Annotated in this window: 19 protein-coding genes; 13 read left to right on the top strand and 6 right to left on the bottom strand. The window is 69.2% G+C overall.

The features are described 5' to 3' along the window. Positions 1 to 205 precede the first annotated feature (205 nt). Together ACSMFO_RS19655 and eccE are read right to left on the bottom strand one after the other, a co-directional pair. Positions 206 to 928, bottom strand: coding sequence for a hypothetical protein (locus ACSMFO_RS19655; RefSeq protein WP_007031058.1), 723 nt, complete (start codon positions 926 to 928; stop codon positions 206 to 208). Further along, on the bottom strand, positions 925 to 2106 hold the full coding sequence (gene eccE / locus ACSMFO_RS19650; RefSeq protein ID WP_038524491.1) for a type VII secretion protein EccE: 1182 nt from the start codon (positions 2104 to 2106) through the stop codon (positions 925 to 927). Before eccE ends, ACSMFO_RS19655 begins: the two co-directional genes overlap by 4 nt. Positions 2107 to 2664: 558 nt before the next feature. Here eccE and eccB point away from each other — a divergent pair. The 3 genes from eccB (at position 2665) to ACSMFO_RS19635 (ending at position 5827) form a co-directional block, all read left to right on the top strand. Next, positions 2665 to 4278, top strand: a complete 1614-nt coding sequence (eccB, locus tag ACSMFO_RS19645; protein ID WP_436460013.1) for a type VII secretion protein EccB — start codon at positions 2665 to 2667, stop codon at positions 4276 to 4278. Between the two features lie 68 nt (positions 4279 to 4346). Continuing rightward, on the top strand, positions 4347 to 4661 hold the full coding sequence (locus tag ACSMFO_RS19640; RefSeq protein ID WP_063273157.1) for a hypothetical protein: 315 nt from the start codon (positions 4347 to 4349) through the stop codon (positions 4659 to 4661). A 5-nt stretch (positions 4662 to 4666) separates the two neighbouring features. Beyond that, a complete protein-coding gene (locus ACSMFO_RS19635; RefSeq protein ID WP_436460012.1) occupies positions 4667 to 5827 on the top strand; it encodes a WXG100 family type VII secretion target in 1161 nt (386 codons plus the stop codon). Positions 5828 to 5921: 94 nt separating this feature from the next. On the opposite strand, the gene ACSMFO_RS19630 is transcribed toward ACSMFO_RS19635, so the two are convergent. Then, on the bottom strand, positions 5922 to 7574 hold the full coding sequence (locus tag ACSMFO_RS19630) for a S8 family serine peptidase (protein WP_436460011.1): 1653 nt from the start codon (positions 7572 to 7574) through the stop codon (positions 5922 to 5924). Between the two features lie 23 nt (positions 7575 to 7597). Next, positions 7598 to 8962 (bottom strand): type VII secretion integral membrane protein EccD, encoded by a 1365-nt coding sequence (gene eccD, locus ACSMFO_RS19625; protein ID WP_083650020.1) that lies wholly within the window; start codon positions 8960 to 8962, stop codon positions 7598 to 7600. A gap of 514 nt (positions 8963 to 9476) precedes the next feature. Between eccD and eccCa the strand changes: the two genes are divergently transcribed. The 5 genes from eccCa (at position 9477) to ACSMFO_RS19600 (ending at position 16760) form a co-directional block, all read left to right on the top strand. Continuing rightward, positions 9477 to 13484: a type VII secretion protein EccCa gene (eccCa, locus tag ACSMFO_RS19620; RefSeq protein WP_436460010.1), complete on the top strand. Its 4008-nt coding sequence runs from the start codon at positions 9477 to 9479 to the stop codon at positions 13482 to 13484. 68 nt (positions 13485 to 13552) lie between these two features. After that, on the top strand, positions 13553 to 15496 hold the full coding sequence (locus ACSMFO_RS19615) for a type VII secretion-associated protein (RefSeq protein WP_038519795.1): 1944 nt from the start codon (positions 13553 to 13555) through the stop codon (positions 15494 to 15496). Between the two features lie 12 nt (positions 15497 to 15508). Continuing rightward, entirely contained in the window at positions 15509 to 15871 is a 363-nt protein-coding gene (locus ACSMFO_RS19610) for a hypothetical protein (RefSeq protein ID WP_038519792.1), read from the top strand. Positions 15872 to 16104: 233 nt separating this feature from the next. Next, positions 16105 to 16425, top strand: a complete 321-nt coding sequence (locus ACSMFO_RS19605; protein ID WP_073847323.1) for a WXG100 family type VII secretion target — start codon at positions 16105 to 16107, stop codon at positions 16423 to 16425. A gap of 50 nt (positions 16426 to 16475) precedes the next feature. Next, positions 16476 to 16760, top strand: coding sequence for a WXG100 family type VII secretion target (locus ACSMFO_RS19600; protein ID WP_073847324.1), 285 nt, complete (start codon positions 16476 to 16478; stop codon positions 16758 to 16760). Between the two features lie 121 nt (positions 16761 to 16881). On the opposite strand, the gene ACSMFO_RS19595 is transcribed toward ACSMFO_RS19600, so the two are convergent. Together ACSMFO_RS19595 and ACSMFO_RS19590 are read right to left on the bottom strand one after the other, a co-directional pair. After that, entirely contained in the window at positions 16882 to 17628 is a 747-nt protein-coding gene (locus tag ACSMFO_RS19595; RefSeq protein WP_436460009.1) for a DUF4333 domain-containing protein, read from the bottom strand. A 3-nt stretch (positions 17629 to 17631) separates the two neighbouring features. After that, complete coding sequence (locus ACSMFO_RS19590; protein WP_436460008.1) at positions 17632 to 18522, bottom strand: hypothetical protein; 891 nt, start codon at positions 18520 to 18522, stop codon at positions 17632 to 17634. 276 nt (positions 18523 to 18798) lie between these two features. Here ACSMFO_RS19590 and rplM point away from each other — a divergent pair, with 276 nt between their 5' ends. The 5 genes from rplM to ACSMFO_RS19565 all read left to right on the top strand — a co-directional run bounded on the left by rplM (position 18799) and on the right by ACSMFO_RS19565 (position 24304). Then, positions 18799 to 19251 carry a 50S ribosomal protein L13 gene (gene rplM, locus ACSMFO_RS19585; RefSeq protein ID WP_016331117.1) on the top strand — a complete coding sequence of 151 codons (453 nt, stop codon included), beginning with the start codon at positions 18799 to 18801 and terminating at the stop codon, positions 19249 to 19251. Between the two features lie 14 nt (positions 19252 to 19265). Beyond that, positions 19266 to 19763, top strand: coding sequence for a 30S ribosomal protein S9 (rpsI, locus tag ACSMFO_RS19580; RefSeq protein WP_038519777.1), 498 nt, complete (start codon positions 19266 to 19268; stop codon positions 19761 to 19763). Positions 19764 to 20020: 257 nt separating this feature from the next. Continuing rightward, positions 20021 to 21355 carry a phosphoglucosamine mutase gene (gene glmM / locus ACSMFO_RS19575; protein ID WP_038519774.1) on the top strand — a complete coding sequence of 445 codons (1335 nt, stop codon included), beginning with the start codon at positions 20021 to 20023 and terminating at the stop codon, positions 21353 to 21355. 136 nt (positions 21356 to 21491) lie between these two features. Further along, entirely contained in the window at positions 21492 to 21803 is a 312-nt protein-coding gene (locus tag ACSMFO_RS19570) for a hypothetical protein (protein WP_037332644.1), read from the top strand. Then, positions 21800 to 24304 (top strand): WXG100 family type VII secretion target, encoded by a 2505-nt coding sequence (locus ACSMFO_RS19565; protein WP_436460007.1) that lies wholly within the window; start codon positions 21800 to 21802, stop codon positions 24302 to 24304. The genes ACSMFO_RS19570 and ACSMFO_RS19565 overlap by 4 nt, the downstream gene beginning before the upstream one ends. The last annotated feature ends 13 nt before the right edge of the window (positions 24305 to 24317 follow it).

The following is a 24317-nucleotide window of genomic DNA, read 5'->3' as shown; positions in this document are numbered from 1 at the left end:
GTCGATGCCATTTCAGGGCGACTTATCCACAACCCCCGGCTTATCCACAGCCGGCGTGATTGCCCCTTGACTGGCAAACCCCGCGCCCCGGATCGCGTTTAGGGGGCAAAACGCGACGCGGCGGCACGCAAAGGGGGCACCATCCGAAATGGACAGTGCCCCCGTGGAGCGCGATTAGCCCGCAAAAGTCGACGCGGGGCGCGGGTTAGTCGCCTCGGCGGACCGGGCCCAGGATCTGCTGCTCTTTCGCGGTGGTGACCAGGCGAAGAGGACGCCACAGGTTGCGGCCCAGCGCGACGACCTGGTCGTCCTTCAACGTCGTGAGCTGCTTCATCATCTGGGGCGGAAGCCGCCAGATGCGGGCCGCCAGTTCGGCCTGGCCCGGCGGGAGCCGCTGCATCAGCACCAGGTCGGCCGCGTTCGCGGTCGCCCCGGCCTGCGGGTGCAGGTACGGCAGGACATACACCGTCGTCTGCCACGGCGACCGCGGCGGGAACAGATCCTGCGGCGTCGGACCGCCGTCGGTCACCACCAGCAGCGGCGCGTCCTCGGACGGACGCGGGAGATCCACCGGCGACAGCCGCCGGATCTGCACCAGCGGCGAAGGCCTGCCGTTGGGCTGGTTCCCCGCGGCCTGGGGGAGCACCTGCCACGCGGCCGGGCGTCCGGTCGCCACGACGACCCACGCCCCGACCGCCATCGCGCGCAACGCCACCTGGCGAGCCAGGTAGAGACCACCGACCAGCACGATCCGGGTCGGTGTCGAGCGCAGCGCGGAGATCGTCAGCGGCTCACCCTTGAGCCCGGAACCGAGGACGATCCCGCCCCGGTCACCGGATGGGCTGATCGCGTCGAGCATCGCCGGGTCGACGGTGAATTCCGGGGCGACACCGGCGCTCTGGCCTGCGTCGCGCATGCGGGTGCTCATGCCGTGCCTCCGATCGGCAAAGTCGCGGAGAACCCGGAGATCTGCAGGCCGCGCAGCGGCGTCAGCGTCACACCCAGCCGGTCCGAGATGCCCTGCAGCCGCTGGTCGGCCGCGTCCAGTTCACGCGGGTTCCGCGCGCTCAGGCGAACGATTCCGCGCAGGCCGATCTTGCCCTCGTCCGCCGACGGCGAGATCGACATCGCCACCGTCGCCGACAGCGCGCGGACACTGGTCAACGCGTTCAGGCTGCCGCTGATCTTGCCCTTCGGCCAGCTGGTGATCGCGTAGCTCGCGTGCCCGATGCCGGCCGCGGTGACGCCGGTCCAGCGTTCCTGCAGACCGACCTTCCCCTGCGAACCGGCGACCGCGGTCAGTTCCGCGGCCGAAATGCTGGACCGCAGCAACTCGTCCGGGTCGAGCGGCCGGGTCGGCACGCCCTGCGATTCCAAGGCGTTGCGCACCCGCGACAGCGCGCCGATCAGCGCGCGGTGCGCACCGACGACGCCGCCGCCGCGTTCGCGGATGGCGGCCGGGCAACGGCGCGGGTCGAGCCGGATGGCGACCCACGTCGTCCGCCGCGCGGCCGCGGGGAGCGGGCCGAGCACCTCCATGTAGGAGCTGAGGGCGGGCGAGTCCGACGGAAGCGCGGCGCTGCCCGGGTAGCAGTGCCAGATCATCTGGATCGAGTCGAGGACCACACCGCGGTCTTCGAGGCACGGCGCGAGCGCGGACAGCGGCAGGCTCGGCGCGCCACCCGCCTGGGTGATCAGCGCGGGCGCGGGTTCGACGAGCAGGACCGCGGTCCACGTGCCGTCGTTCCACGCGATGCCGACCTGCTGGCGTTCGTGGTCCACGCCGTGCGCGACGACGAGATCGGGAACGGCGAGGCGGAGCAGGTTCACGCGGGCGTCGTCCGGGCCGGTGACGGCGTCCTCTTCGGCGGCGAGCGATTCGATGCTGCTCGGCGGAAGCGGATTCGCCACCCGATCGTGCGAACGGAACATGTACCGCATCGTGAGTCCAGCCCATTGGGTGAACCAACGGCCGCCCCAGCGCAGGAACGCGACGATGATCGCGAATCCGAGCACGCCGATCGCGACGTACTTCAGCTTCATGTCGATCGCGAGGAGGACGAGACCGATCGCGAGCCCGAGTTCGAGCACGACCAGGTTCGCCACGGGCAGCGGGCCGAGGTTGATCCCACCGGTCCGGCGCCGCGCGGGCGCGGCGATCCGCACCGCCGGAGCGGGCGGGGGACCGGACTGCGGGCCGGGGCCGCTGGACGGAGGACCGCCTGGCCCACCGGGGCCTCCCGGACCACCAGGTCCGCCGGGGCCACCGGGTCCCTTGGGGCCTCCCGGACCACCGGGGCCGCCGGGACCCTGCGGGCCGCCAGGACCTCCAGGACCTCCAGGACCCCCGGGACCGCGAGGAACACCGGGACCTCCCGGGCCTCCGGCCGGGCCGCCCGGACCACCCGGACCACCCGGTCTGCCGGGCCTTGGCGGCGGCCCCGGCGGACGACCAGGAGGTTGAGACCCCGGAGGGCCGGGCGGACGTGGAGGAGTGGTGACGGACATCCGCGCTTTCTCTTCCCCTCGTGCTTGCTGCGTACCCGGAAAGCCGGTCCCGAGGAACTTGACACTAGCTGGAGTTGGTAGAAACCCCACACCAGACGGTCCCCGTACGGCTATCCTGCGGAACCGTACCGCGACGGGGAGGACTGTAGGTCGAGAATGCCATCAACACCGACTACTAAGTCTCAAGTTCAGGCTTATCAGTTCGTTCTGCGACGGATGCAATCGGCGCTGGTCCGTCGCGACGCCGTCATGCTCCACGACCCGATGCGCACGCACACGCGGGCCACCATCGTGGGTGTTGTGCTGGCCGCGCTGGGCGTCCTGGTCTTCGTCATCTGGGGCCTGCTGAGCCCGAAGCCCTCCGTGCCGGACGCGGGCAACATCGTCATCGGCGAACAGTCCGGAACGGTGTACGTCGTCGCCGGGAACCCGAAGAAACTGATTCCGACCTTCAACCTCGCCTCCGCGCGGCTGCTGATCATCGCGCAGTCGAAACAAGGGGCGCAGCAGTCGGGGAGCAAGCCTTCCGGGCCCGCGCAGGCCTCCGAAGTGAAGAACCCCACAGTCGTTTCGGACGAACAGCTGAAGAGCATTCCCCGCGGCCAGCTCATGGGCATTCCCAACGGCCCGCAGCTGATGCCGACGGACACCCAGCGCGTCTCCCCGGAATGGGGCGTCTGCGACGAGGTCATGTACGACCCGTCGGTACCCCAGCCGGATCTCTCGAAGACGGAGACGACCGTCTACGCGGGGGTGAAGCAGCTCGGGAACCGCGAACTCGGTCAGAACGAGGCGTTGCTGGCCAAGGGCGCCAACGGCCGTGAGTACCTGATCTACCGGCAGACGCCGGATCCCAACGCCCGGAACGCGAACGCCGTCAAGGCCGAGATCAAGCCCGACGCGAACGCCGTCCGTTCCGCGCTGAAGCTGTCCGACCAGCCCCGCGGTATCTCGCAGGGCCTGCTGGACGCGATCCCCGAAGTGCCGGAGCTGAAGCTCCCGGACGTTCCGGGCAAGGGTGAAAGCCCCAACTACGAGATCGAAGGCATGAAGGTCGGCGACGTCTTCTCGACGGAGCAGGCCGAAGGGCGGAAGGACTTCTACCTCATCACGAAGGAAGGAATCCAGGCCATCTCCCCGGCGGTCGCCGACATCGTGCAGACCGGGAAGAACGACGGCAGCACGTCGGTCATGTCCGTGCCACTGGGCAAGATCCGCAACCTCACGCGGGTCTCCCAGGTCGTCGAGCTCGACGCCTACCCGCAGACCGTGCCGACTGTGCTCAACGCGACCCAGGGTTCCCGGGTCTCCTGCCTGAGCTGGTCCATCGCGGGCGACGGAGCCACCCGGGACGGGCACACGGCGGTGTTCGTCGACGACAAGCTGCCGAAGGGCAGGAACGCCGACGGATCCGCGCCCGGCGTCAAGATCGGTACCCCCGGCCCGGTCGGCGCGCCGATCAACAGCTTCTACATGGAGCCCGGCCTCGCGGCCGTCGTCCAGTCGGCGACCGGCAAGGAGACCTTCGACAAGGGGCCGATCCAGCTGATCTCCGATCGAGGGATCCGTTATGGCGTCCCTGACGCCGTGACGGCGGATTCGATCGGGCTCAACAAGCGGGTTCCGGCGCCCGAGGCCATCGTCAGGATCCTGCCCACCGGCGCTTCGCTGAACACGCAGGACGTGCTCCGGACGTTCGACACGGTGCCGATCGACGACAGGGCCGGTTCGGTCGCCACGCAGTCGCAGCAGGCTCCGGCGGGTAACTGATCACGGGAACCCGCCGGACGGCCCGAGCGTCTCAACGCCCGAGCGGTATCGGGTGAGTGGAGGGTGCAGTGGCCGGCCTGAAGATCGACGGCAACGTCGTCGGTGACTATGCGAAGCGGGTGGACGCGGCCGCCGGAGAGCTCGACCTGGCGGCCGCGGAGGTGACCGGTGAGGGCGTCACCGTCGAATCCCACGGCACGCTGGGGGAGGAATTGGGTCTCGGCGCGTCCTACGGACGTGCGGCCGAGGCCATCCGGCGTCAGCTGGTGGAGGGCGCGGCCGCGCTGAGGTCGGCGTCCGAGGCCCTGCACACCGTGACCGCGCGGCATGCCGGGCACGACGACGAGGCAGCGCAGATGATCAAGCGCGCCGTGGAGCTCTGAACCGCATGATCGCCGAATCGGAGAACCCGACGGATTCCATCCCGCACCCGATGGCGGCCGCACGCCCGGCTGCCCCCGAGCCGGCCCCGAGCGCGTTTAGCCCGCTAAACGCGACGGGTTCGGGCGGGGAGGAGCTGGTCGAGGCCGCGGCACCGCATCTCGCCTTCGTTTCGGAGCTGTCCGGCCATCTGGGGCTGATCGATCCGGTCGAGACCTACCTGACCCCGTTGGTGGGGCGCTGGGAGGACTTGAAGAACGAGGCGGACCTCCTCCGGAAAGCGGCGAAGACCGCGGGCAACGTTTCGAAGGAGCTCTCCGAGGACCTCGGGCGTCTCGACGCGGGGTGGTCCGGCAAGGACGCCGACGCGTTCGTCGCGTACATCGTGGACATCCACGCCGCGGGCTCTGACGTCGAAGACGCCCTCACGACGCTGGCGAGTTCGCTCGACGAACTGGTGCTGTCGATCCGTCGCATCCTGACCGACCTCGTCGAGATCCTCGTCGACACGGCGGAACTGACCTCCGAGACCGCGATGTTGCCGGTCGGTGGCGTTCGGCGGGCGCGAACGCAGCTGGAGGAGGCGCAGGAGTCGGCCAAGGCACTCTTCGAGGCCGCTCGTAACGTCCTCGAGGGCTTTGTGCGGTTCTGTGACGGCGTCGACGATCCTGACGCCGGCTCGCGGAGTATCGAGATCACTCACCGGTACCCGCAGGACGAGTTCAAGCTCCACGACGATTCCGAGGCGCCGGGTGCGCCGGTCCAGGAGAAGGCCTCCGCCTCCGCCAATGCCGAGACCGATTCCGGTGCCGCGTCCGACGACCAGTCGACGTCGCCGTCCGCGGCCGAAGGCAGGCAGACCGGATCGCAGGAACCGTTGATCGAGCAAGGGCAGGCGTTGATCCCGGAGGTCGCGCCCGTTCAGGCCGCGCTGGCGCAGGGATCGGGCGTGGCCGGTGCCGGTTCGTCGATGATGCCGATGGGGATGGCGCCCATGATGGGGATGGGCGGCATGGGCGGTGGAGGCCAGACGGCCCATCAGTCCAAGACGCGGCCCGCTTCGAAACCGTCCGATGTGGTCGGTGAGCCCGGCCAGGTCGTCCCGCCCGTGATCGGCGAGGACGAGACCCCACCGAAGCCCGCCCCGAAGCCCAAGCCCGCCAAGTAGGAGCGCCCGGGCCAGAGCGACTTTCGCGGGCTAACCGCGATCTGGGCTGGTCTGAGGCGAGCCCGGATCGCGGTTAGCCCGCGAAACGCACGTGCTACGGGGTTTTGCGGCCTGGTGAGGCGGCCGGCCGGTTGCGGCGGACCGAGTGCACAACGAACAGGGTGACGAGCAGCGCCACCAGGCCCCCGCCGGTTCCGGCGAGCGCGACGATCATCGGGGCGGGGTCACGGTCGTCAGCGGGCGGCAGATTCGCGGGCAGCTGAACCGGCTTCGCCTTGTCCGCCTCCGCCGGCACGATCGCCGTCAGCGCCGCGATCGGGTCGATGACGCCGAAGCCGACGAAGTTGTCCCGCCCGCCCGGCGCCGCGGGGTGCTGCGCCGTCTCCTTGATCCGGGTCATCACGTCACGAGCCTTCAGCCCCGGGAACTTCGCGCGCACAAGAGCGGCCACGCCGGCGACGTACGGGGCGGCGAAGCTGGTCCCTTGAATCGGGCCAGGATCCTTGCCGCCCTCGATGGTCAGGTTGGCCAGGCTGCTGGACCCTTCAGCCGGGTCCAGCGAGATGATCTTGGTGCCCGGAGCGGCGACGCTCACCCACGGCCCGTGGACGCTGAACTCCGCCACGCCGCCGGTGTCGTCGATCGCCGCGACCGACAGGACGTCGTCGGCGAACCACGGCGGCGTGACGATCATCTTGGGGGACTTGGGGTCCGGCTGATCGTTCTGCGGGCATTTGTCGCCGACGTTGCCCGCCGCCGCGACGACGACCACGTCGTGATCGACGGCGTAGTTCACCGCAGCCTGCAGTTGCTGCTCGCCCTCGGTGATGCTTCCGGTGGCCGGGCGACAGTTGTCGACCGACATGTTGATCACATTCGCACCCTTGTCGACGGCCCGGACCACGGCCTGCGCGAGCGTCTTCAGCGTGCCCGCGGTCTTGCCCTGTTCCTGCTGCCGTCCGCCCTTGTCCTGTCCCGGCGCCGTTCCGTCCGCCGCGCCGCCTCCGGTGCCGTTCCCGGAGGACGGCGGAAGCTGCGAACCCGGATTGTTCGAAGAAGAGGGCGGAGCCGAATTGCCAGGGGACGCCGGCGGTGCCTCGGACTTCTTCTCCGCTTCTTCGTAGTTCTGGCTGGACTGCCGGATCGACATGATCGTGGCGTCCGGTGCGACCCCGCGGAACCCGATGCTCGCGTCGGGCGGGTTCGCGGCGATGATCCCCGCCACCTCGGTGCCGTGGCCGTCGCAGTCTTCGAGCCCCGGTGCCTTGCCACCGCCGGGGGTCGCGACGTAGTCACCACCCGATTCGACGGGGTTCTTGAAGTACGGGTGCGCTGAGACGCCGGTGTCGATCACCGCGACCTTGACGTTCGCACCGACCGAACCGGTGGCGCCGCGCATCAGCTGGTGCACCTTCTCGATCTGCAGGTACTCCTGGCCCCACGGCCGGTTCTTGATGTCGACCTGGTCGCCGCCGAGCTTGCTGCGCTGAACGCACTCGGTCTTCTTCTCGTAGGTCTTGTCCGGCTTGCCCTCGTCGGTCGGCTTCTTGGACTTGTCCACCGGAGGAGGGGTCGCGTAGTAGCCACCGGCGTCCGGCGCGACGCTGCTTTGCTGCGCCCACGCGGGAAGAGCCACCGACGCCGGCGAGAGAACACCGATACCGGCCGCCAGCAGCACCGTTCCGGTACGTCCGGCGAGGCCGAGGTGGCGGACGCGCGTCCCTCTGGACTTCCGCGCTACGGCCATCAGAGCATCATCCGATCGGGTCGTCACTTGAAGTTGAGGTGGCGCAGCGTCGTGTAGAGATCCATGACGCCGAGCGCCAGCGGCAGCACCGTCGCGATGAAGACGGCCTCGAAGATCTCCACGGTCCGCCGCAGCGGCGGCGAGAAGCGCTGGTTCGGGAAGATCACGCCGACCACGAGCGCGCCGGCACCGATCAGCAGCAGCGCGCCGAACACGAACAGAACGCGGTTCAGCGGGCTCGCCGACCACATCCAGCCGAGCAGGATGCCCGCGCCGGACACCATGCCGGTGGTCAGCAGGGCGATGGCCTGCGCGCCGTTCGCGTACGCCCGCGCCCTGAGGAGCAGGACCAGCGTGGCGATCACGCCGAGGATCGGGCCGAAGACCGTCGGCGAGGTCGAGGCGATGATCGCGAACAGTGCCGTGGCCGCGCCGCAACCGGTCAGCAGACCGGTCATGTACTCGTGGGCGACCGCGGTGCGGCGTTCGATGGCGCGGTAGTCGGGGAAGCCCGAGTCTTCCTTCAACTCTTCGGCGCTACCGGGAACGTGCGGCGTCGGGAGGGCGGCGAGCTTGATCGTCGCGCGCGGCAGGATCGAGATGCAGGCCAGCGAGAACGCGGTCGCGCCGGCGGCGATCCCGGCGATCGGGGTGTCGATGAGCGTCGCGGCCAGGAACGTCAGCGCCGAGATCGTGGCCGTCGTCGCGGCCGCGATGAAGGTGGTGATCCCGTGCCCGATGACGAGGATGCAGACCGCCGCCACGATGATCACGAGAGTGCTCGCGAGCAGTAGGTTCGCCCACAGGGACAGCCCCGGCACGATGTAGAAACCGCTCACGAACGCCAGCGGCAGACCGCCCGCCGCGGCGATCAGCACACCGGTCGCCTCGGCTTGGTAGGCCTTGGCCAGTGTCGCGCCGATCGCGACGCACGCGATCGCGCCGACACCGCCGGCGATCGCGGCGGCGAGTGCGTTGCCGCCGTAGAAAGAGCCACTGGTGAAGAGCGCGAGGGCCGCGAAGAACAGCGCCAGGCCGCCCGCGACGTGCCCGAAGCGGCGTGCCGTCTCCTTGGTCCACGGACGGAAACTGTCCGGAGAAGACTCGGCGATCGCGTCGACGACGTCGTCGTAGAGCGGAGGCGGCGGGTTCTCGTTGCGCTTGCGCAGCTGCAGCAGCTCGCCGTCGACGACGCCGAGGGACGCGAGGGTCCGGCTCGGGTCGAGCGGTGCGTCGCCCAGCTTAGCCAGCGCCCAGCCGCCGTGGCGGGCGCCGCCGTCCGGCGTCGCCTCCTTCGCCATCTCCAACAGCATGGGCAGCAGGTCCGCCACCGCGACGTCAGCCGGCAAAGCCACGTCGATCCGGGTGCGTGGCGCGACCACCGTCACCCTGCTGAATACCGTCGTGCCCGTTGCCACTGCCTTCCCCCTGCCCTGAGAGTCTGCTCCCGGGGGAACCTATACCGAACCCGGGTGCCCACATCATCGACTGTCGGAAAAAGACCGGCAAAAGTAGGAGAGGCGACCTCCGAAGCCCGCTCCCGGCTGCCGGCGCGTCGACTTTAGCGGGCTAAACGCGACGCGCCGGAGCCCCGGGCACCTGGGAGCCCCGGACCGCCGGATCGCGTTTAGGGGGCGAAACGCACGTGGGGCGTCTGGGCGGGCCGGATCGCGTTTAGGGGGCGAAACGCACGTCGGGCGTCTGGGCAGCCGGATCGCAGTTAGGCCGCTAAACGCACGTCGGCGCAGCCGGAGCCCTACACTCCCGGAATGCGTATGGTCCCGGTCGGGGCCGTTCTCGGCGTTGTCCGGATTTCACCGGCCACGTTCGATAGGTTGTCTCGCGCACCCGTACGCGCACCAACGGTGGCCGCCATCGTCGAGTTTGAAGAGGGGTCCTTCGATGAGCACGCTGCAGTTCAAGAAGTCACCGCGCCTGGCGGCGCCGCGGCCGCCGGGCGGCGAGGTGCATCTCGAACCGCCGCCTGAGGTGCCGCGCACCATCCCCGGCAACATCGTCATGAAGCTGCTCCCCGCGGTGATGATCGTCGCTTCCCTCGGGATGATGGTCTTCATGTTCACCACGGGTGGACGCAATCCCATGATGATGATGATGGGCGGCATGATGGTGCTCAGCACCGTCGGCATGATGGCCGGCGGCGCGGGCAAGGGCGGCGGCGCCAAAAAGGCCGAGATGGACGAGGACCGCAAGGACTACCTGCGCTACCTCGGTCAGATGCGCGACAGGGCCCGCGAGGCCATGGTCGATCAGCGCGCCGCGCTCGAATGGGTCCACCCCGACCCGCAGACCCTGTGGTCGCTGGCCGCGAGCCGCCGCATGTGGGAACGCCGCCAGAACGACCAGGACTTCCTCCACCTCCGCGTCGGCCGCAGCTCGCACCGCCTCGCGACGCGGCTCGTGCCGCCGCAGACCGGCCCGGTCGACGAGCTGGAGCCGATCGCCACGCTCGCGCTGCGCCGGTTCGTCCGTGCGCACTCGATCGTCCCGGACCTCCCGACCCAGATCACCCTCCGCGGGTTCGCCGCGGTCAGCATGCAGGGCGACCGCGGTCTCACCCGCGGCCTGACCCGGGCGATGCTGGCCCAGCTGGTCACCTTCCACAGCCCCGACGACGTCCTCATCGCGGTCGCGACGGCGGGCCGCGCCAAGGAGGAGTGGGAGTGGGCGAAGTGGCTGCCGCACGCCCAGCACCCGGCGCTCGCCGACGGTATCGGCCAGCTGCGGATGATGGCGGGCTCCCTCGCGCAGATCGAGCAGTGGCTCGACGAGGAACTCCGTGACCGCCAGCGGTTCTCCCGCAACGCGACGCCCGCCCCGGACCAGCCGCACATCGTCATCATCGTCGACGACGCCGAGGTCACCCGCGAAGAGCAGATCATCCTCGAAGAGGGTCTGGTCGGCGTCACCCTGATCGACCTTTCCGACTCCATCGGCAACCTCGCGGCCCGTCGTGGTCTGCGGCTGGTAGTCGAGGAAGACCGTCTCGGCGCGCGCAGTGCCGGCGGCGTCGAATGGTTCGGCCGCCCGGACACGCTCAGCGTGGTCGAGTCCGAAGCGCTGGCCCGGCTCCTCGCTCCGTACCGCGTCGGCACCGCCGCGCAGGACGCCGCCGAGGAAGAGCCGCTGCTGTCCAACCCCGGTCTGCTCGAACTGCTGGGCATCCCCGGCGACCCGATGACCTTCGACGTCCAGCAGGCCTGGCGGCCGCGCCCGGTGCGAGACCGCTACCGCGTCCCGTTCGGCGTCGGCGAGTACGGCCAGCCCGTCGAGCTGGACATCAAGGAAGCCGCGATGGAGGGCATGGGCCCGCACGGCCTGTGCATCGGTGCGACCGGTTCCGGTAAGTCGGAGTTCCTCCGTACCCTGGTGCTCGGCATGCTCGCCACGCACTCGTCGAGCACGCTGAACTTCGTCCTCGTCGACTTCAAGGGTGGTGCGACGTTCCTCGGTCTGGACGCCGCTCCGCACGTTTCCGCGGTCATCACCAACCTCGCGGACGAGGTCACGCTGGTCGACCGGATGAAGGACGCGCTGGCCGGCGAGATGAACCGGCGCCAGGAAGCGCTGAAGAACGGCGGTAACTTCAAGAACGTCTGGGAGTACGAGAAGGCCCGCGAGAACGGCGCCGACCTCGACCCGCTGCCCGCGCTGTTCATCGTCTGTGACGAGTTCTCCGAGCTGCTGGCCGCGAAGCCGGACTTCATCGACCTGTTCGTCGCCATCGGCCGTCTGGGCCGGTCGCTGCAGATGCACATGCTCCTCGCGTCGCAGCGGCTGGAAGAGGGCAAGCTGCGCGGTCTCGACTCGCACCTTTCCTACCGCATCGGTCTGAAGACGTTCTCCGCCGCGGAATCCCGTGCCGCGATCGGCGTGCCCGACGCGTTCGAGCTGCCGTCCGTTCCCGGTGGCGGTTACCTCAAGTACGACACCTCGACGCTGGTCCGCTTCAAGGCCTCGTACGTCTCGGGCCCGTACCGGCCCGCGGGCATCAAGGCCGCCGGCCCGGTCGCGACCGTCGTCCGCGCGGACAAGCGCCCGCAGCTGTTCGTCCCGGACTTCGTCGAACTGCCGAAGGAACCGGAGCCGCAGCAGATCGAGGCCGCGCCGGTGGAGGAGGCCAAGTCGGAGGAGGCCGTCGAGCCCAGTGAGCTCGACGTGATCGTGTCCCGGCTGATCGGCCAGGGCCCGCCCGCGCACGAGGTCTGGCTGCCGCCGCTCAAGGAGCCGAACTCGCTCGACACCCTGCTCCCGAACCTGAACCCCACCGACGACCGCGGTCTCTCCCCGGTCGGGTTCTTCGGCAACGGACGGCTGCAGGTGCCGATGGGCATCGTCGACCGCCCGTACGAGCAGCGTCGTGACCTGCTGTGGGCCGACTTCTCCGGTGGCGCCGGGCACGGTGTGATCGTCGGCGGCCCGCAGTCGGGCAAGTCGACCATGCTCCGGACGCTGATCATGTCGATGTCGCTGACCCACACCCCCGAGGAAGCGCAGTTCTACGCGCTCGACCTCGGTGGCGGTACGTTGGCCGGTCTCCAGGGCCTGCCGCACGTCGGTGGCGTCGCGGTCGCGCGGCGCGAGCCGGACAAGGCCCGCCGGATCGTGGCCGAGCTGACCACCCTGCTCACCGAGCGGGAAGGCCGGTTCGGTGCCATGGGCATCGACTCGATGAACGAGTTCCGCAACCGCAAGCGGCGTGGCGAGATCAAGCCCGAGGAAGACGCCTTCGGCGACGCGTTCCTGATCGTCGACAACTGGAAGGCCCTGCGGGACGACTTCGACGAGCTGGAGATCTCGATCACCAAGCTCGCCACCCAGGGACTTTCCTACGGCGTGCACGTCATCATCGCGGCGAACCGGTGGGCGGACATCCGCCCGGCGATCAAGGACATGATCGGTACCCGGTTCGAGCTCCGCCTCGGTGACCCGAGCGAGTCGGACATCGACCGCCGGGTCGCGGTGAACGTCCCGGCCGGGCGCCCCGGCCGCGGTCTCACCAGGGACAAGCTCCACCTGCTGACCGGTCTGCCGCGGATCGACGGATCGAGCAACCCGGACGACGTCGCCGCCGGTGTCGCCGACGCGGTCGCGAAGATCAAGGCCGCGTGGAAGGGCCGCCCGGCGCCGCAGGTCCGCCTGCTGCCGGAGATGGTCACCTACGACGAGGTCCTGTCCATCGACTCCAAGCGCAACACGAAGCTGGTGCCGATCGGCGTCAACGAGGAAGATCTCCAGCCGATCTACCTCGACTTCGCCGCCGACTCGCACTTCTACGCGTTCGCGGACGGCGAGTCGGGCAAGACGAACCTGCTGCGCCAGATCACCAGGGGCATCACCGAGCGGTACACGACGCAGGAAGCGGTCATCATCCTCGTCGACTACCGGCGCACGATGCTCGGCTTCATCGGCGGGGACCAGCTGCTCGGCTACGCGGTGTCCGCCGCGCAACTGGAGAGCATGGTCAAGGACGTCCACGGGTCGATGACCCGGCGCCTCCCCGGCCCGGACGTCACGCAGGAACAGCTCAAGACGCGGTCCTGGTGGACCGGTCCGGAGCTGTTCGTCATCGTCGACGACTACGACCTGGTCGCCACGCAGACGAGCAACCCGCTGAAGCCGCTCGCCGAGTTCCTCGCGCAGGCGAAGGACGTCGGTCTGCACATCGTCGTCGTGCGCCGCAGTGGTGGCGCGAGCCGGGCGATGTTCGACCCGATCCTCGGCAAGCTCAGGGAGATCGCGGCGCCCGGTATGGTCATGAACGGCTCGCGGGACGAGGGCAACCTGGTCGCCAACGTGAAGCCGAGCCAGATGCCGCCGGGACGAGGAAACCTCGTCACCCGGAAGCACGGCAAGCAGCTCATGCAGGTCTCGTGGATCCAGCCGGACTGACCTCCCGCGGAACCAGGTGAGGGAAGGGCCGGGCGTGGGGTGACGACGACGATCTGCGGGAGTGGCTTGTGACAGTGCGGGTTGCGGTGGACTTCGGGACATCGAGCACCTGCGTAGTCGCTTCGATCAACGGCCGCGAGCCGCAGGTCGTCGTGGTGGACGGGCAGCCCTTGATGTCGTCGGCGGTCTACGCCGCGCCGGACGGGACGCTGTTCGTCGGCCAGGAGGCGGAACGGCAGGCGGCGGTGGACCCGTCGCGCTACGAGCCGAATCCGAAGCGCCGGATCGACGAAGGCGACCTGCTGCTGGGCGACAACGTCCTGCGCGTGACCGACGTCGTCCACGCCGTGCTTAAGCGCGCGGTGACCGAGGCGCGGCGGCTCGCCGGTGACGCCGAAGTCGAGCTGCTCGTCCTGACCCATCCCGCGGATTGGGGCGCGACCCGGACCCGGCTGCTCCGGCAGGCCGCGGGCGGGCTCGCGCGCCAGGTCGCGCTCGTGCCGGAGCCGGTCGCCGCGGCGGTCTATCACGCGGCGACGTTCGCCCCGGCCGACCTCAACTCCGAGCGCACCGTCGAGTTCAGCGGCCGCCCTGGAGACGCTCTGGCGGTCCTGGATCTCGGCGGTGGCACCGTCGACGTATCCGTGGTGCAGCGCATGCCCGGCAGCCCGGCGGATCGCAGTTCGCCCGCTAAACGCGCCGGGTTCCAGGTGCTGGCCACGCGGGGGGATCCGAGCTTCGGGGGAGCGGACGTCGATCAGGCGCTCCTGGAGCACGTGGGTTCGCTGGTGTCGTCCGTCGATCCGCCGGAATGGCGGAAGCTCGTCGAGGGCCGCGAGCTCACGGACAGGCGGCGGCGCCGCGTGCTGCGGCAGGACGTGCGCGGCGCGAAGGAAACGCTGTCGCGGCACGCGTACACCGACGTCCCGATGCCGCCGCCGTTCGCCGACGCGCATGTGACCCGGGAGGACCTCGAGCGGCTGATCGCGGGGCCGCTCGGGCGCGCGGTCGAGCTGACCGTGGCCGCGATCGGCGATTCCGGGCTGCGGCCGAAGCAGCTGACGGCGATCTTCCTCGTGGGCGGGTCGAGCAGGATCCCGATGGTGTCCCGGCTGGTGCACGAGCGGACTGGGGTCGTCCCCACCACGCTGGACCAGCCGGAGACCGTGGTCGCCCGCGGCGCGTTGCGTGCCGTGCTGATCGATCCGGACCGGACGGGTTCGCTGGCGGGCTCCGCGGTCTCCCGGGTCGGCGGTGCCCCCGCGCCCGCCGATCGGCGTCCCGATGCCCCGCGCCCCCCTTTCCCTCCCGGCCCGCCCCCGCAGAGCGCGTTTAGCCCGCTAAACGCGACGCGGCAGCAGGGGCCGCCGTCGCCGCCGATGGGCCAGCAGGGGGTGGCGCCCCCGCCCCCGCCGCCGTGGCGGCCGGGCGAGCCCGCACGTGAGACCAAGCCCGCCGAGCGCGGCGGGAAGAACAAGAAGACGCCCTGGATCATCGCCGCGGCCGTGGTGGTCGTGGCGGCGATCGCCGGCGGCGTCCTCTTCGCGGTCAACAGCGGTGAGGCCGAGCCGGAGGGCCGGACGCTCGCCCAGTACGACTACCGCTTCATCGCGCCGCTGGACTGGACGCAGACCGACGACCGTGTCGCCAAGCGCCAGGTGGTGATCCACCCGAGCGACTCCCTCACCGGCGACGACCTCGTGGTCGCCCAGGAGAACGTGATGGACTACGACGCGACGGCCGACAGACAGAAGCTCGTCGACGAACTCGGCGGCCTGGCACGGCTGGAGCCGGACAAGTACAGCGGCTTCAACGGCGCCGCGGAATACGCCGGCAAGTCCGTCATCTACTACCGCGAAAGCAAACCGAGTGCCCGCGTCGACTGGTACGTCGTCGCTCAAGGAAAGATCCGCGTCCACATCGGTTGCCAGTACGGCACCGGCTCACCGCACGAGCAACGGGTGAGCGCGGCCTGCGAGCAGGTCGTCAAAACGATGGTGGTCGTCAACTGAAGGGGGAGGCTCATGCCACCCGAACCCGAGACCGCCGCTGAGCACTTCGCGCGCACAGGACGCGACGCGGTCACCTATGCCCGGCAGGTCGCCCGTACGGCCAAGGCGCGCTACGAACGCCGCCGGGGCGAGAACGCCGAACTCGCGAAGCAATTCGGCAAGGGACGGCTCGCGGGTGGTGAGACCGCGCCGACCCCCGCCGTCGTCCGGAACGCCGCGAAACGGTTCCGCGCGGGCGCCGGTCTTCCGGTTCCCGCGTTGCCCTCGGCGGCGGACTTGGTTCCCCTTCGGCCGGAACCTGTGTCCAGACGGCCACGTGTGGGTGACGACGACGAGGACTTTTCGCAGTCGCGAATCATGAGCCGCGGCGATTGACCGGCCGCTGTGCATTCGCTAAATCGCGTGGTGGAAGCCCTTTTTCCCGCGTGATTCGCAGGGTGCGGGCCGGATTCCCGCGTGCGGTTCCCGCCGGGAGCGTTAACGCAAGCAACTACTTGAAACCAACGAGCGACAAGAGGGAACCAGACGTGGCAGTGTCTCCGTCGTAGGTCCGTACCAAACGAACTTCACCGAGTACGGATAAACCACGAACGAAGGGGGTAGCTCCCATGGCTGGCGGATTTACCGGGACAGTTGAGCAGTTCACTCAGTCCGAGAAGCGCGTGACCGAGGTCCGCGTTTCGATGGACCAGAACCTGAGCAAGCTTCGCGACAACATCGAGGCCACCCGCGCGGGCTGGACCGGTGACGCTTCGATCGCGTTCAACAACGTGATGAAGCGCTTCGACGAGGCGGGCCGTGGGCTCAACCAGGCCCTCCAGAACATCGGTGACCTGCTCGAGCAGGCCGGTTCGAAGTACAACGCGACCGAGCAGCAGCAGCAGGAGCTCATCAAGTCGGTCAACCAGGGCTTCGGCGTCCTCGGCTGATTCGGCTACACCGCACCAAAACCAAGACTTTCTGATTACTGGAGGAACTTATGGGCGAGATGAAGGTCGATTACGCCACGATCCACGCGGCGGCCGACGACTGCAAGAACACCGGTGGCGAGCTGGAGTCCCTCTTCGGGCAGCTGAAGAGCGACCTGGCCCCGCTGGTCAACACCTGGGACGGTGACGCGAAGACCGCGTACATGGCCGCTCAGCAGGAGTGGGACAACAAGTTCGAGGAGCTCAAGCAGCTGCTCGCGCAGGTCGCCGGCGTGCTGCCGCAGCTGGCCGACGGCTACCAGGCCACGGAGCAGGGCGTCACCGGCCTGTTCTGAGTCTCCCGGCTCCGAACGAGCAACGGCGGGCAGGCATCCTCGGATGCCGAGCCCGCCGTTTCGTTTGTGTCAAAGGAAAAGCCGCGACGGTCTCCGTCGCGGCTTTCCGTGTCCGTACCGCTCAGTGCGGCGCGCCGACCTCGAATTCCGGGGTGGTGTTCAGCACCCGGACGGTGACTTTCTTCTGCTGTCCCGAAAGGTCGATCGAGCAGTCGAACGTGGCGCCGTTCTCCACCGGTTGGCCGGAAGGACAGCTCACGTTCTTCACGTCCGGCTCCCCGTAGTTTTCGTTGAGCACGCGGACGACACCGTCCTGGACCGATTTCTGATCGAGCGTGTCACCGGCGAAGGCGCCGAGCAGCCAGGCCCCGACGCCGCCCGCGATCACGACGGCGGCCGCGATCCCGCCGATCAGCAAGGTCTTCTTGGCAGCCTTGGGCTTCTTCGCGGGCTCCGTCCCGAAGGCGCCGAGCCCGCCGTACTGAGACGGCTGTGCCTGCTGCGCGGGCTGGAACCCTCCGCCGTACTGACCCTGCGGGGGAGTGCCCGGACTTTGTTGCTGTGCCTGCCAATCCTGCTGCTGCGGCATCGGCTGCTGCTGCGGTTGCTGCGGTTGCTGCCACCCCGTGCCCTGCGCCGGGGGTGCGCTTTGCTGCCAGGGCCCGGAAAAAGAGCCGGTGACGCCGGGCTGCTGCTGCCATTGCCCGGTGTAGGAGCCGGTGTTCGCGGCGCCCGCGTCGTTCTGCTGCCACTGCCCGGCATGCGGTCCGGTGGCCTGGCCTTCCTGTTGCCAGCCCTGCTGCTGGTTCCCGGGGTTCGCCGGGGGCTGCCACCACTGCTGCGGCTGTTGCGGCTGCTGTTCGGTCATGCCTCAGACGCCTTTCAGCTCGTTGAAGCGGCGGTTGAAGTCGTCCTTGGCGGCCTTGTCCGGCAGCACGGTGATCTGCGAGGCGTCCGGCAGCTTCGGCAGATCCTGCGTGCTCGCCTTGCCGGTGAAGCGGAAGTCGTAGCGCAGCTCGATCTTGTGCCCGCCGCCCTCGATCTTGGCCTCCATCACGATCTGGCTCAGCGTCCCGTCCGAGTTGAGGGAGACGGTGGTGTGCACCGGGGCCTTCTTCATCTCGGCCGTGACCGCGCTGCTGATCGACGTCGGCAGGACCTCCACCCGGCGTTCGATGAACTTGCCGAACGGGACGTCGGCGGTCAGCTCGATCCGGTTCTCCGGAAGGCTTTTGGCGCCCTTCACGATCTTCTTGTCCGCGTTGTAGGACACGGCGATCGCGTCGGCCATCTTGCAGGCGTGGATGATCCCGACCCACGCGCAGGGGATGGTCAGCCCGGCTTCGGACTTCAGCATCGAAACCCACGGCGTCGGGGCGAGGCTCTTGTAGACGGGGCCGAGGTACACGTACTCGACGGCTCCGTCGCCGGGGGTGTACCAGTCGATGCTGTCGTCCGGGTTCTTCTGCGAGCGCTGACGGCTGACCCGGCTTTCCGGCGAGCCGGTGCGGGCCGAGGAGATCGTGCTGCGGATGTACTTCTCGTCGAACCGGAAGTAGGCGCCCGACTCGCTGGTGACGTCGCGCTGCTGGCCGATGGTGTCCTGCAGCTTGTTCATCGCGGTTTCGAACTTCGTGCCGACGTAGGTCGCCGCGTCGTCGCCCTTCGGCACGGCCGTGCCCGCGCGCCCCTGGCCGCAGGCGGTGGTCAGCGCCAGCACGGCGCTCAGCACGCACAAGATGGTCGTTGGACGTTTGTTCATCGCCGTTCCCCTGATCGAGTCCCCCGCGCGCGGTGCGCGTCCGGATCGTCTCATCCTCTCCCGCGAAGGATGATGCCGTGGGCGGTTCCGCCACACCGGCGAGGTACAGTTGCGGGGCGCCCGCCGGGCGCCGGTCCTAGTATGGGACCCCGGACCGACCCCCGCTTCGCAGTAGGGTCGGGCGTGGGGGTATCTTCATATGTCGTTGTGCGCTGCGGCGCGTAAGCGCTAGGCCCGCACAGAACCCACACGCAATGTTGACGACGAGGTAGACCCTTGCCCACGTACAGCCCCAAGCCCGGCGACGTCACTCGTGCCTGGCACGTGATCGACGCCGAGGATGTCGTGCTCGGCCGGCTCGCGACCGAGGTCGCCACGCTGCTGCGCGGCAAGCACAAGCCGACCTACGCCCCGCACGTGGACACCGGTGACTTCGTCATCATCGTCAACGCCGAGAAGGTCGCGCTCACCGGTAACAAGCGCGAGCAGAAGTTCGCGTACCGGCACAGCGGTTACCCCGGTGGTCTGCGGAAGCGCTCCTTCGGCGAGCTGCTCGACACCAAGCCCGAGCACCTGCTCGAGAAGGTCGTCAAGGGCATGCTCCCGAAGAACAAGCTCGGCCGCGCCCAGGCGAAGAAGCTCAAGGTCTACGCCGGCGCCGAGCACCCGCACGCCGCGCAGCAGCCGCAGGCGCGCGAGATCACCAAGATCGCGCAGGTCGCGAAGTGAGTGAGGAACAGTCTGTGACCAGCACCGAGACCGAGGCCGTCGAGGCTGTCGAGACCGCGGGGACCCCGGCCGACGCCGTCGCGACCAGCGAAACCCCCGCCGCCCCGCGCCCGTCGCGTGCCGCCGGTGGCAACGCCCAGACCGTCGGCCGCCGCAAGGAAGCCGTCGTCCGGGTCCGCGTCGTTCCCGGTACCGGTGAGTTCAAGCTCAACGGCCGCACGCTCGAAGAGTACTTCCCGAACAAGGTGCACCAGCAGCTCATCCGTGAGCCGCTGGTGACGGTCGACAAGCCCGACTCGTTCGACATCTTCGCCAACCTGCACGGTGGCGGGATCTCGGGCCAGGCCGGCGCGCTCCGTCTCGCGATCGCCCGTGCGCTCGTCGAGGTCGACGCCGACGACCGCCCGGCGCTGAAGAAGGCCGGCTTCCTGACCCGTGACGCCCGCGCCACGGAGCGGAAGAAGTACGGCCTCAAGAAGGCCCGTAAGGCTCCGCAGTACAGCAAGCGCTGATCGCGCCCCTGGCGCAACCCGCGGAAGCGCCCATCCGTCTTTCGGATGGGCGCTTCCGTGTTTCCGGGGTCCTTCGGTTCCCCGCTCGCCCCCAGTCCCACCTGTCACACCCGCCACATGTGCCCCACCCGTGTCGCGTTTAGCCCGCTAAAGTCGCGCGCGTCGCGTTTAGCCCGCTAAAGGCGAACCGGGGGTGCGGGAGGGTGGGCAGGGGCACTGGCTAGGTTGTCGTGGTGGTTTTTCAAGGAGGTCGACAGATGGCTCGTCTATTCGGTACCGACGGCGTACGTGGCCTCGCCAACGAGGAGCTGACCCCGGAGCTGGCGCTCTCGCTCGCCGCCAGCGCCGCCCGCGTCCTCGCCGCCCACGACCGCTCGCACCGCCCGGTCGCGGTCGTCGGCCGTGACCCGCGCGCCAGCGGCGAGATGCTCGAAGCCGCCGTCGTGGCGGGCCTCACGTCCGCCGGTGCCGACGTGCTCCGCCTCGGCGTCCTCCCGACGCCCGCCGTCGCGTATCTGGTCGGCGCGCTCGAAGCCGACCTCGGCGTGATGATCTCCGCCTCCCACAACCCCATGCCCGACAACGGCATCAAGCTCTTCGCGGCGGGCGGCCACAAACTTCCCGACGGGATCGAAGACGAGATCGAAGCCGGTCTCGCCGCTCCCGTCACCCGCCCGACCGGCATCGGCGTCGGCCGGGTGAAGGACGTCCCCGACGCGGGTGACCGTTACGTCGAGCACCTGCTGTCGGCCACCCCGCACTCGCTCGAAGGCCTGCGCGTCGTCGTCGACTGCGCCAACGGCGCGTCCTCCTTCGCCGCCCCCGACGTCTATCGCAAGGCAGGCGCCGAGGTCATCGCGATCCACGCCGACCCGGACGGCGTCAACATCAACGAACACTGTGGGTCGAATCACCCGGACGCGTTGCGCGCGGCCGTCGTCGAGCACGGCGCCGACCTCGGGATCGCGCACGACGGTGACGCCGACCGCTGTGTCGCGGTCGACGCCGCGGGTGAACTGATCGACGGCGACCAGATCATGGCCGTCCTCGCGCTCGCCCTCGCCGAGACCGGCGAGCTGACCAAGAACACCCTGGTCGCGACCGTGATGAGCAACCTCGGCCTGCACCTGGCGATGCGCGCGCACGGCATCGACCTCGTCACCACCGCCGTCGGCGACCGCTACGTCCTCGAAGAGCTCCGCGCGAGCGGGTTCGCGCTCGGCGGCGAGCAGTCGGGCCACGTCGTCCTCCCCGCCTACGCGACCACCGGCGACGGGCTCCTCACCGCCCTGCGCGTGATGAGCCGCATGGCGTCCACCGGCAAGTCGCTCGCCGACCTCGCCGCCGTCATGAACCGCCTGCCGCAGGTGCTGGTGAACGTCCCGGTGGCGGACAAGGCGGCGGTCGCCGTCTCGGCCGCGGTCCGCGACGCCGTCGGCGCCGTCGAAGCCGAACTCGGCGAAGAAGGCCGTGTCCTGCTGCGCCCCTCGGGCACCGAGCAGCTGGTCCGTGTCATGGTCGAGGCCCCCGCGCACGACACCGCGCAAGCGGCCGCGGACAGGCTCGCGGGAGTCGTCTCCTCCGCCTCGTAAGCCCTCTCACGTTCTCCCCAAGTCGCTGCGCTGCGGTTACCGGCCCGGTACATTCCGTGTGCAAGGAACGGCACCGGGAGGGCTTGGGCCACGTCTGATCTCCGACGCAGATCGTTGCCCAGGGTGAGGGGGAGACATGGCCGGCGGCCACAAGGTCGATCCGCAGGCGTTGACGCAGGCGGCCAAGGCACTGAGCGACATTCCGAAGCACGCTTTGGAACAGCCGTTGGCCGCGGTCAAGGACATCCAGCTGATCGCGATGGACTTCGGGCAGGGACACCAGGAGAGCTACGGCCCGTACCGGCCCGCCGTCACGCGGCTGGCGAACATGGCCGACAGCTACCTCAAGGCCGCTGACCTGTTCGCGCAGAAACTGAACGCGTCGGGTGGCAAGTACGAGGCCAACGAGGCCGACGCGAACCAGGCCGTGAAAGCGAGTGGCCGGTGACCGCCCAGGAAGAAGACGACCTCCCGACCCGCGCCGAGGTCGAGCAGATCATCAATGACGAGCGCATCCCCTGGGACGTCCGTCGGGATCTCGCCCTCCAGTACATCGACTACATCGAAGACGAAGACCCCGACGAGGTCGGCTTCGCCAGCGATGAGGACAAGAACGGATTCCGTGACGCCGTAAAGGCGCAGATGAAGATCAGCGAAGGCGATCTCAACGGGAACAACTTCTGGGGCGGGATGCTGTCCGACATCCCGGTGATCAACAGCCTGGAAGAAAGCGTCCAGGTCGCGTACGGCAACGCCAAGGGTTATGTCGACAAGTTCGCCGAAGAAGGACGCCAGGCGAACCGGAAGGCCAACGCCGACGCCAGGGCGGGCCTCGATCAGATGGCCTCCAAGGCGACCGCCACCAATCCCGCCGCAGAGACCTCGGACCAGATCCTGGACTTCGGCAAAGCGTCGTTCCAGAACATCGAGACCTTCGTCCCGCTCTACAACCGTTCGGTCGCGGCGGTGCATTCCGGCGCTCCGGTCGACGTCAACCAGCTGCGTGAGCTGTACGACCAGCAGCGGAAGATCCCGTTCGGCAAATTCGCGGCCGGTGCCGACGAGTTCACGAAGCTGAAGGAAGCGGTCGCGACGTCCTCCGGGGACGTTTCCGGAGAGATGAACAAGAACCTCGGGGGCTGGGAGGGGGCCGCCGCCGATCAGGCGCGGACCTATCAGCAGAACTACGAGGCCAAGACGAAGGTCGTCGCCGACGGCGCGGAGCACGCGGCCGTCGCGATGATGACGGCGGCCGGATCGGTCGCGAAGTTCTGTCGCGACAAGGCCGACTGGATGATCAAGGCTTCGTGCGACCGGATCGGCGAGGTGACCGCGCAGGATCTGGACCGGATCATCCGCATCGCGGAGCTCGGCAACAACGCCAGCCAGGACGACTTCAAGCATTGCTCGAAGTTCCTCGACCAGCAGTCGCGCGACATGATCAACGACGACGACTGCGACCTCGACGACGACACGATCGAGCACATCATCGGACAGGTCAAAAGCTACCTGTCGGGAACCTTCAATCCGTTCTGCTCGAAGTACCTGAACGACTTCCGGACCATGTGCGCCAACACGCACACCGCGGTCGCCGGGGCTTGGCAAGGGCTGACCGATTTCTTCAGCCAGCTCGAAGAGAACCCGTTCGTCAATCTCGACGCGGCCGCCGGAACGTCGGGCGGTGGGTTCAAGACCGGCGGAGGCCAGGAGAACGGCGGCGGGCACACCGGCGGTCCCGGCACAGGGCCCGGTAGCGGTGGCGGCGGCAACACCACGCCGATCGGCGACGCGAACCCTCCCGCCCCGCCGGCACCGCCGAGCCCTCCGGACCCGAACATCAACCCCGTCACGGAGAAGCCGCTCGAAGTCGACCCGGAGACCGGCGAGGCGTACCCGATCGATCCGCGCACCGGAGAGGCGGTCAAGCCGGAAGGCCCGGAATCCGTCACCGTCGAGCAGGGCGATCACAAGATCTCCATGGCCGAGCCCGGCAAGGACGGCAAGATGGGGATCTCGGTCGACGACGGCTCAGGGCAGCCGAAGGACTACAAGCTCGACTTCGGTGACTCGCGGCCGTTGCCGGACGACACCCCGAACCGCGGACCCGGCGGGGACACCGCGACGGGCGGCGCGATCCATCGTGACACCGCACAACGACCGGACGCTCCGCGTGTGGACGACCAGGCGTTCAAACCCGGTCCGGACGGCAAGATCCACATCGAGGACGGCGCGCTCAAGATCACCGCGGAGCGGCCGGACGGGCCGGATGGGCCCACTCGGGTGACGGTCGACGACGGCAGCGGCAAGCCGACGACGTACACCCTTGGCGAAGAGAATCCCGTGGCCAAGACGGCCGCTGGAGCCGGTGGCGGCGCCGCCGAGGCTCGTTCGGACGCCGCGGTGCCGGGCGGCAGGCACGCCGCCGAGCACGTTTCCGGCCAGCCCGTGGAGGCGATGGCGAGGGACCACGCGACGGCGCAGGCCGCTCCGGAGCCGGCGTCGCAAGGGGAAGCCCAGTCCGTGCGGACGCACGACGTTCCGGCTTCCGGCGCGGACGAAGTCCCGGCAGCCGTCACCGAGCAGCCCACGCCGGCCGCGGATTCGGAGTCGACATCACCGCAGTCACTGAGCAATCCCATGGGTGACGACGGTGCACTCGGCGAGACCTCCGATCCGGCGGGTGCCGGCGGCGGCGCGTCCACCTCCGCGACCTCGGGGCTCGGCTCGGCGCCGGGCGGGGGCGGCGACCAGGCCGCCGCCATGAGCGGTGGAATGGGCATGATGGGCGGCGGCATGATGGGTGGTGCCGGCGCGGGCGGCGGCGGTGGCGAGGACCAGCAGCGTTCCTCGAGTGGTTACCGCGTCGACGGCGGCCTCTTCGACACGGCGACGTCGAGCAGCCGGATCAGCGGTTCTCTCGACGACGACGGTGTCATCGGGTTCCGTTAGCGGCCGGCATCAG

The organism is Amycolatopsis sp. w19 (genome assembly GCF_051373225.1).
In the GTDB taxonomy this organism is placed as follows: Bacteria; Actinomycetota; Actinomycetes; order Mycobacteriales; family Pseudonocardiaceae; genus Amycolatopsis; species Amycolatopsis japonica.
Note: the sequence above shows the minus strand (reverse complement) of the source record. Positions and strands in the feature narration are given on the sequence as shown.

What these genes read in the sequence shown, in the direction of transcription:
- ACSMFO_RS19655 (WP_007031058.1), bottom strand. Translation starts at nt 928, where the DNA reads ATGAGCACCCGCATGCGCGACGCAGGCCAGAGCGCCGGTGTCGCCCCG.
- eccB (WP_436460013.1), top strand. Translation starts at nt 2,665, where the DNA reads ATGCCATCAACACCGACTACTAAGTCTCAAGTTCAGGCTTATCAGTTC.
- ACSMFO_RS19635 (WP_436460012.1), top strand. Translation starts at nt 4,667, where the DNA reads ATGATCGCCGAATCGGAGAACCCGACGGATTCCATCCCGCACCCGATG.
- ACSMFO_RS19630 (WP_436460011.1), bottom strand. Translation starts at nt 7,574, where the DNA reads ATGGCCGTAGCGCGGAAGTCCAGAGGGACGCGCGTCCGCCACCTCGGC.
- eccCa (WP_436460010.1), top strand. Translation starts at nt 9,477, where the DNA reads ATGAGCACGCTGCAGTTCAAGAAGTCACCGCGCCTGGCGGCGCCGCGG.
- ACSMFO_RS19610 (WP_038519792.1), top strand. Translation starts at nt 15,509, where the DNA reads ATGCCACCCGAACCCGAGACCGCCGCTGAGCACTTCGCGCGCACAGGA.
- ACSMFO_RS19605 (WP_073847323.1), top strand. Translation starts at nt 16,105, where the DNA reads ATGGCTGGCGGATTTACCGGGACAGTTGAGCAGTTCACTCAGTCCGAG.
- ACSMFO_RS19600 (WP_073847324.1), top strand. Translation starts at nt 16,476, where the DNA reads ATGGGCGAGATGAAGGTCGATTACGCCACGATCCACGCGGCGGCCGAC.
- ACSMFO_RS19595 (WP_436460009.1), bottom strand. Translation starts at nt 17,628, where the DNA reads ATGACCGAACAGCAGCCGCAACAGCCGCAGCAGTGGTGGCAGCCCCCG.
- ACSMFO_RS19590 (WP_436460008.1), bottom strand. Translation starts at nt 18,522, where the DNA reads ATGAACAAACGTCCAACGACCATCTTGTGCGTGCTGAGCGCCGTGCTG.
- glmM (WP_038519774.1), top strand. Translation starts at nt 20,021, where the DNA reads ATGGCTCGTCTATTCGGTACCGACGGCGTACGTGGCCTCGCCAACGAG.
- ACSMFO_RS19570 (WP_037332644.1), top strand. Translation starts at nt 21,492, where the DNA reads ATGGCCGGCGGCCACAAGGTCGATCCGCAGGCGTTGACGCAGGCGGCC.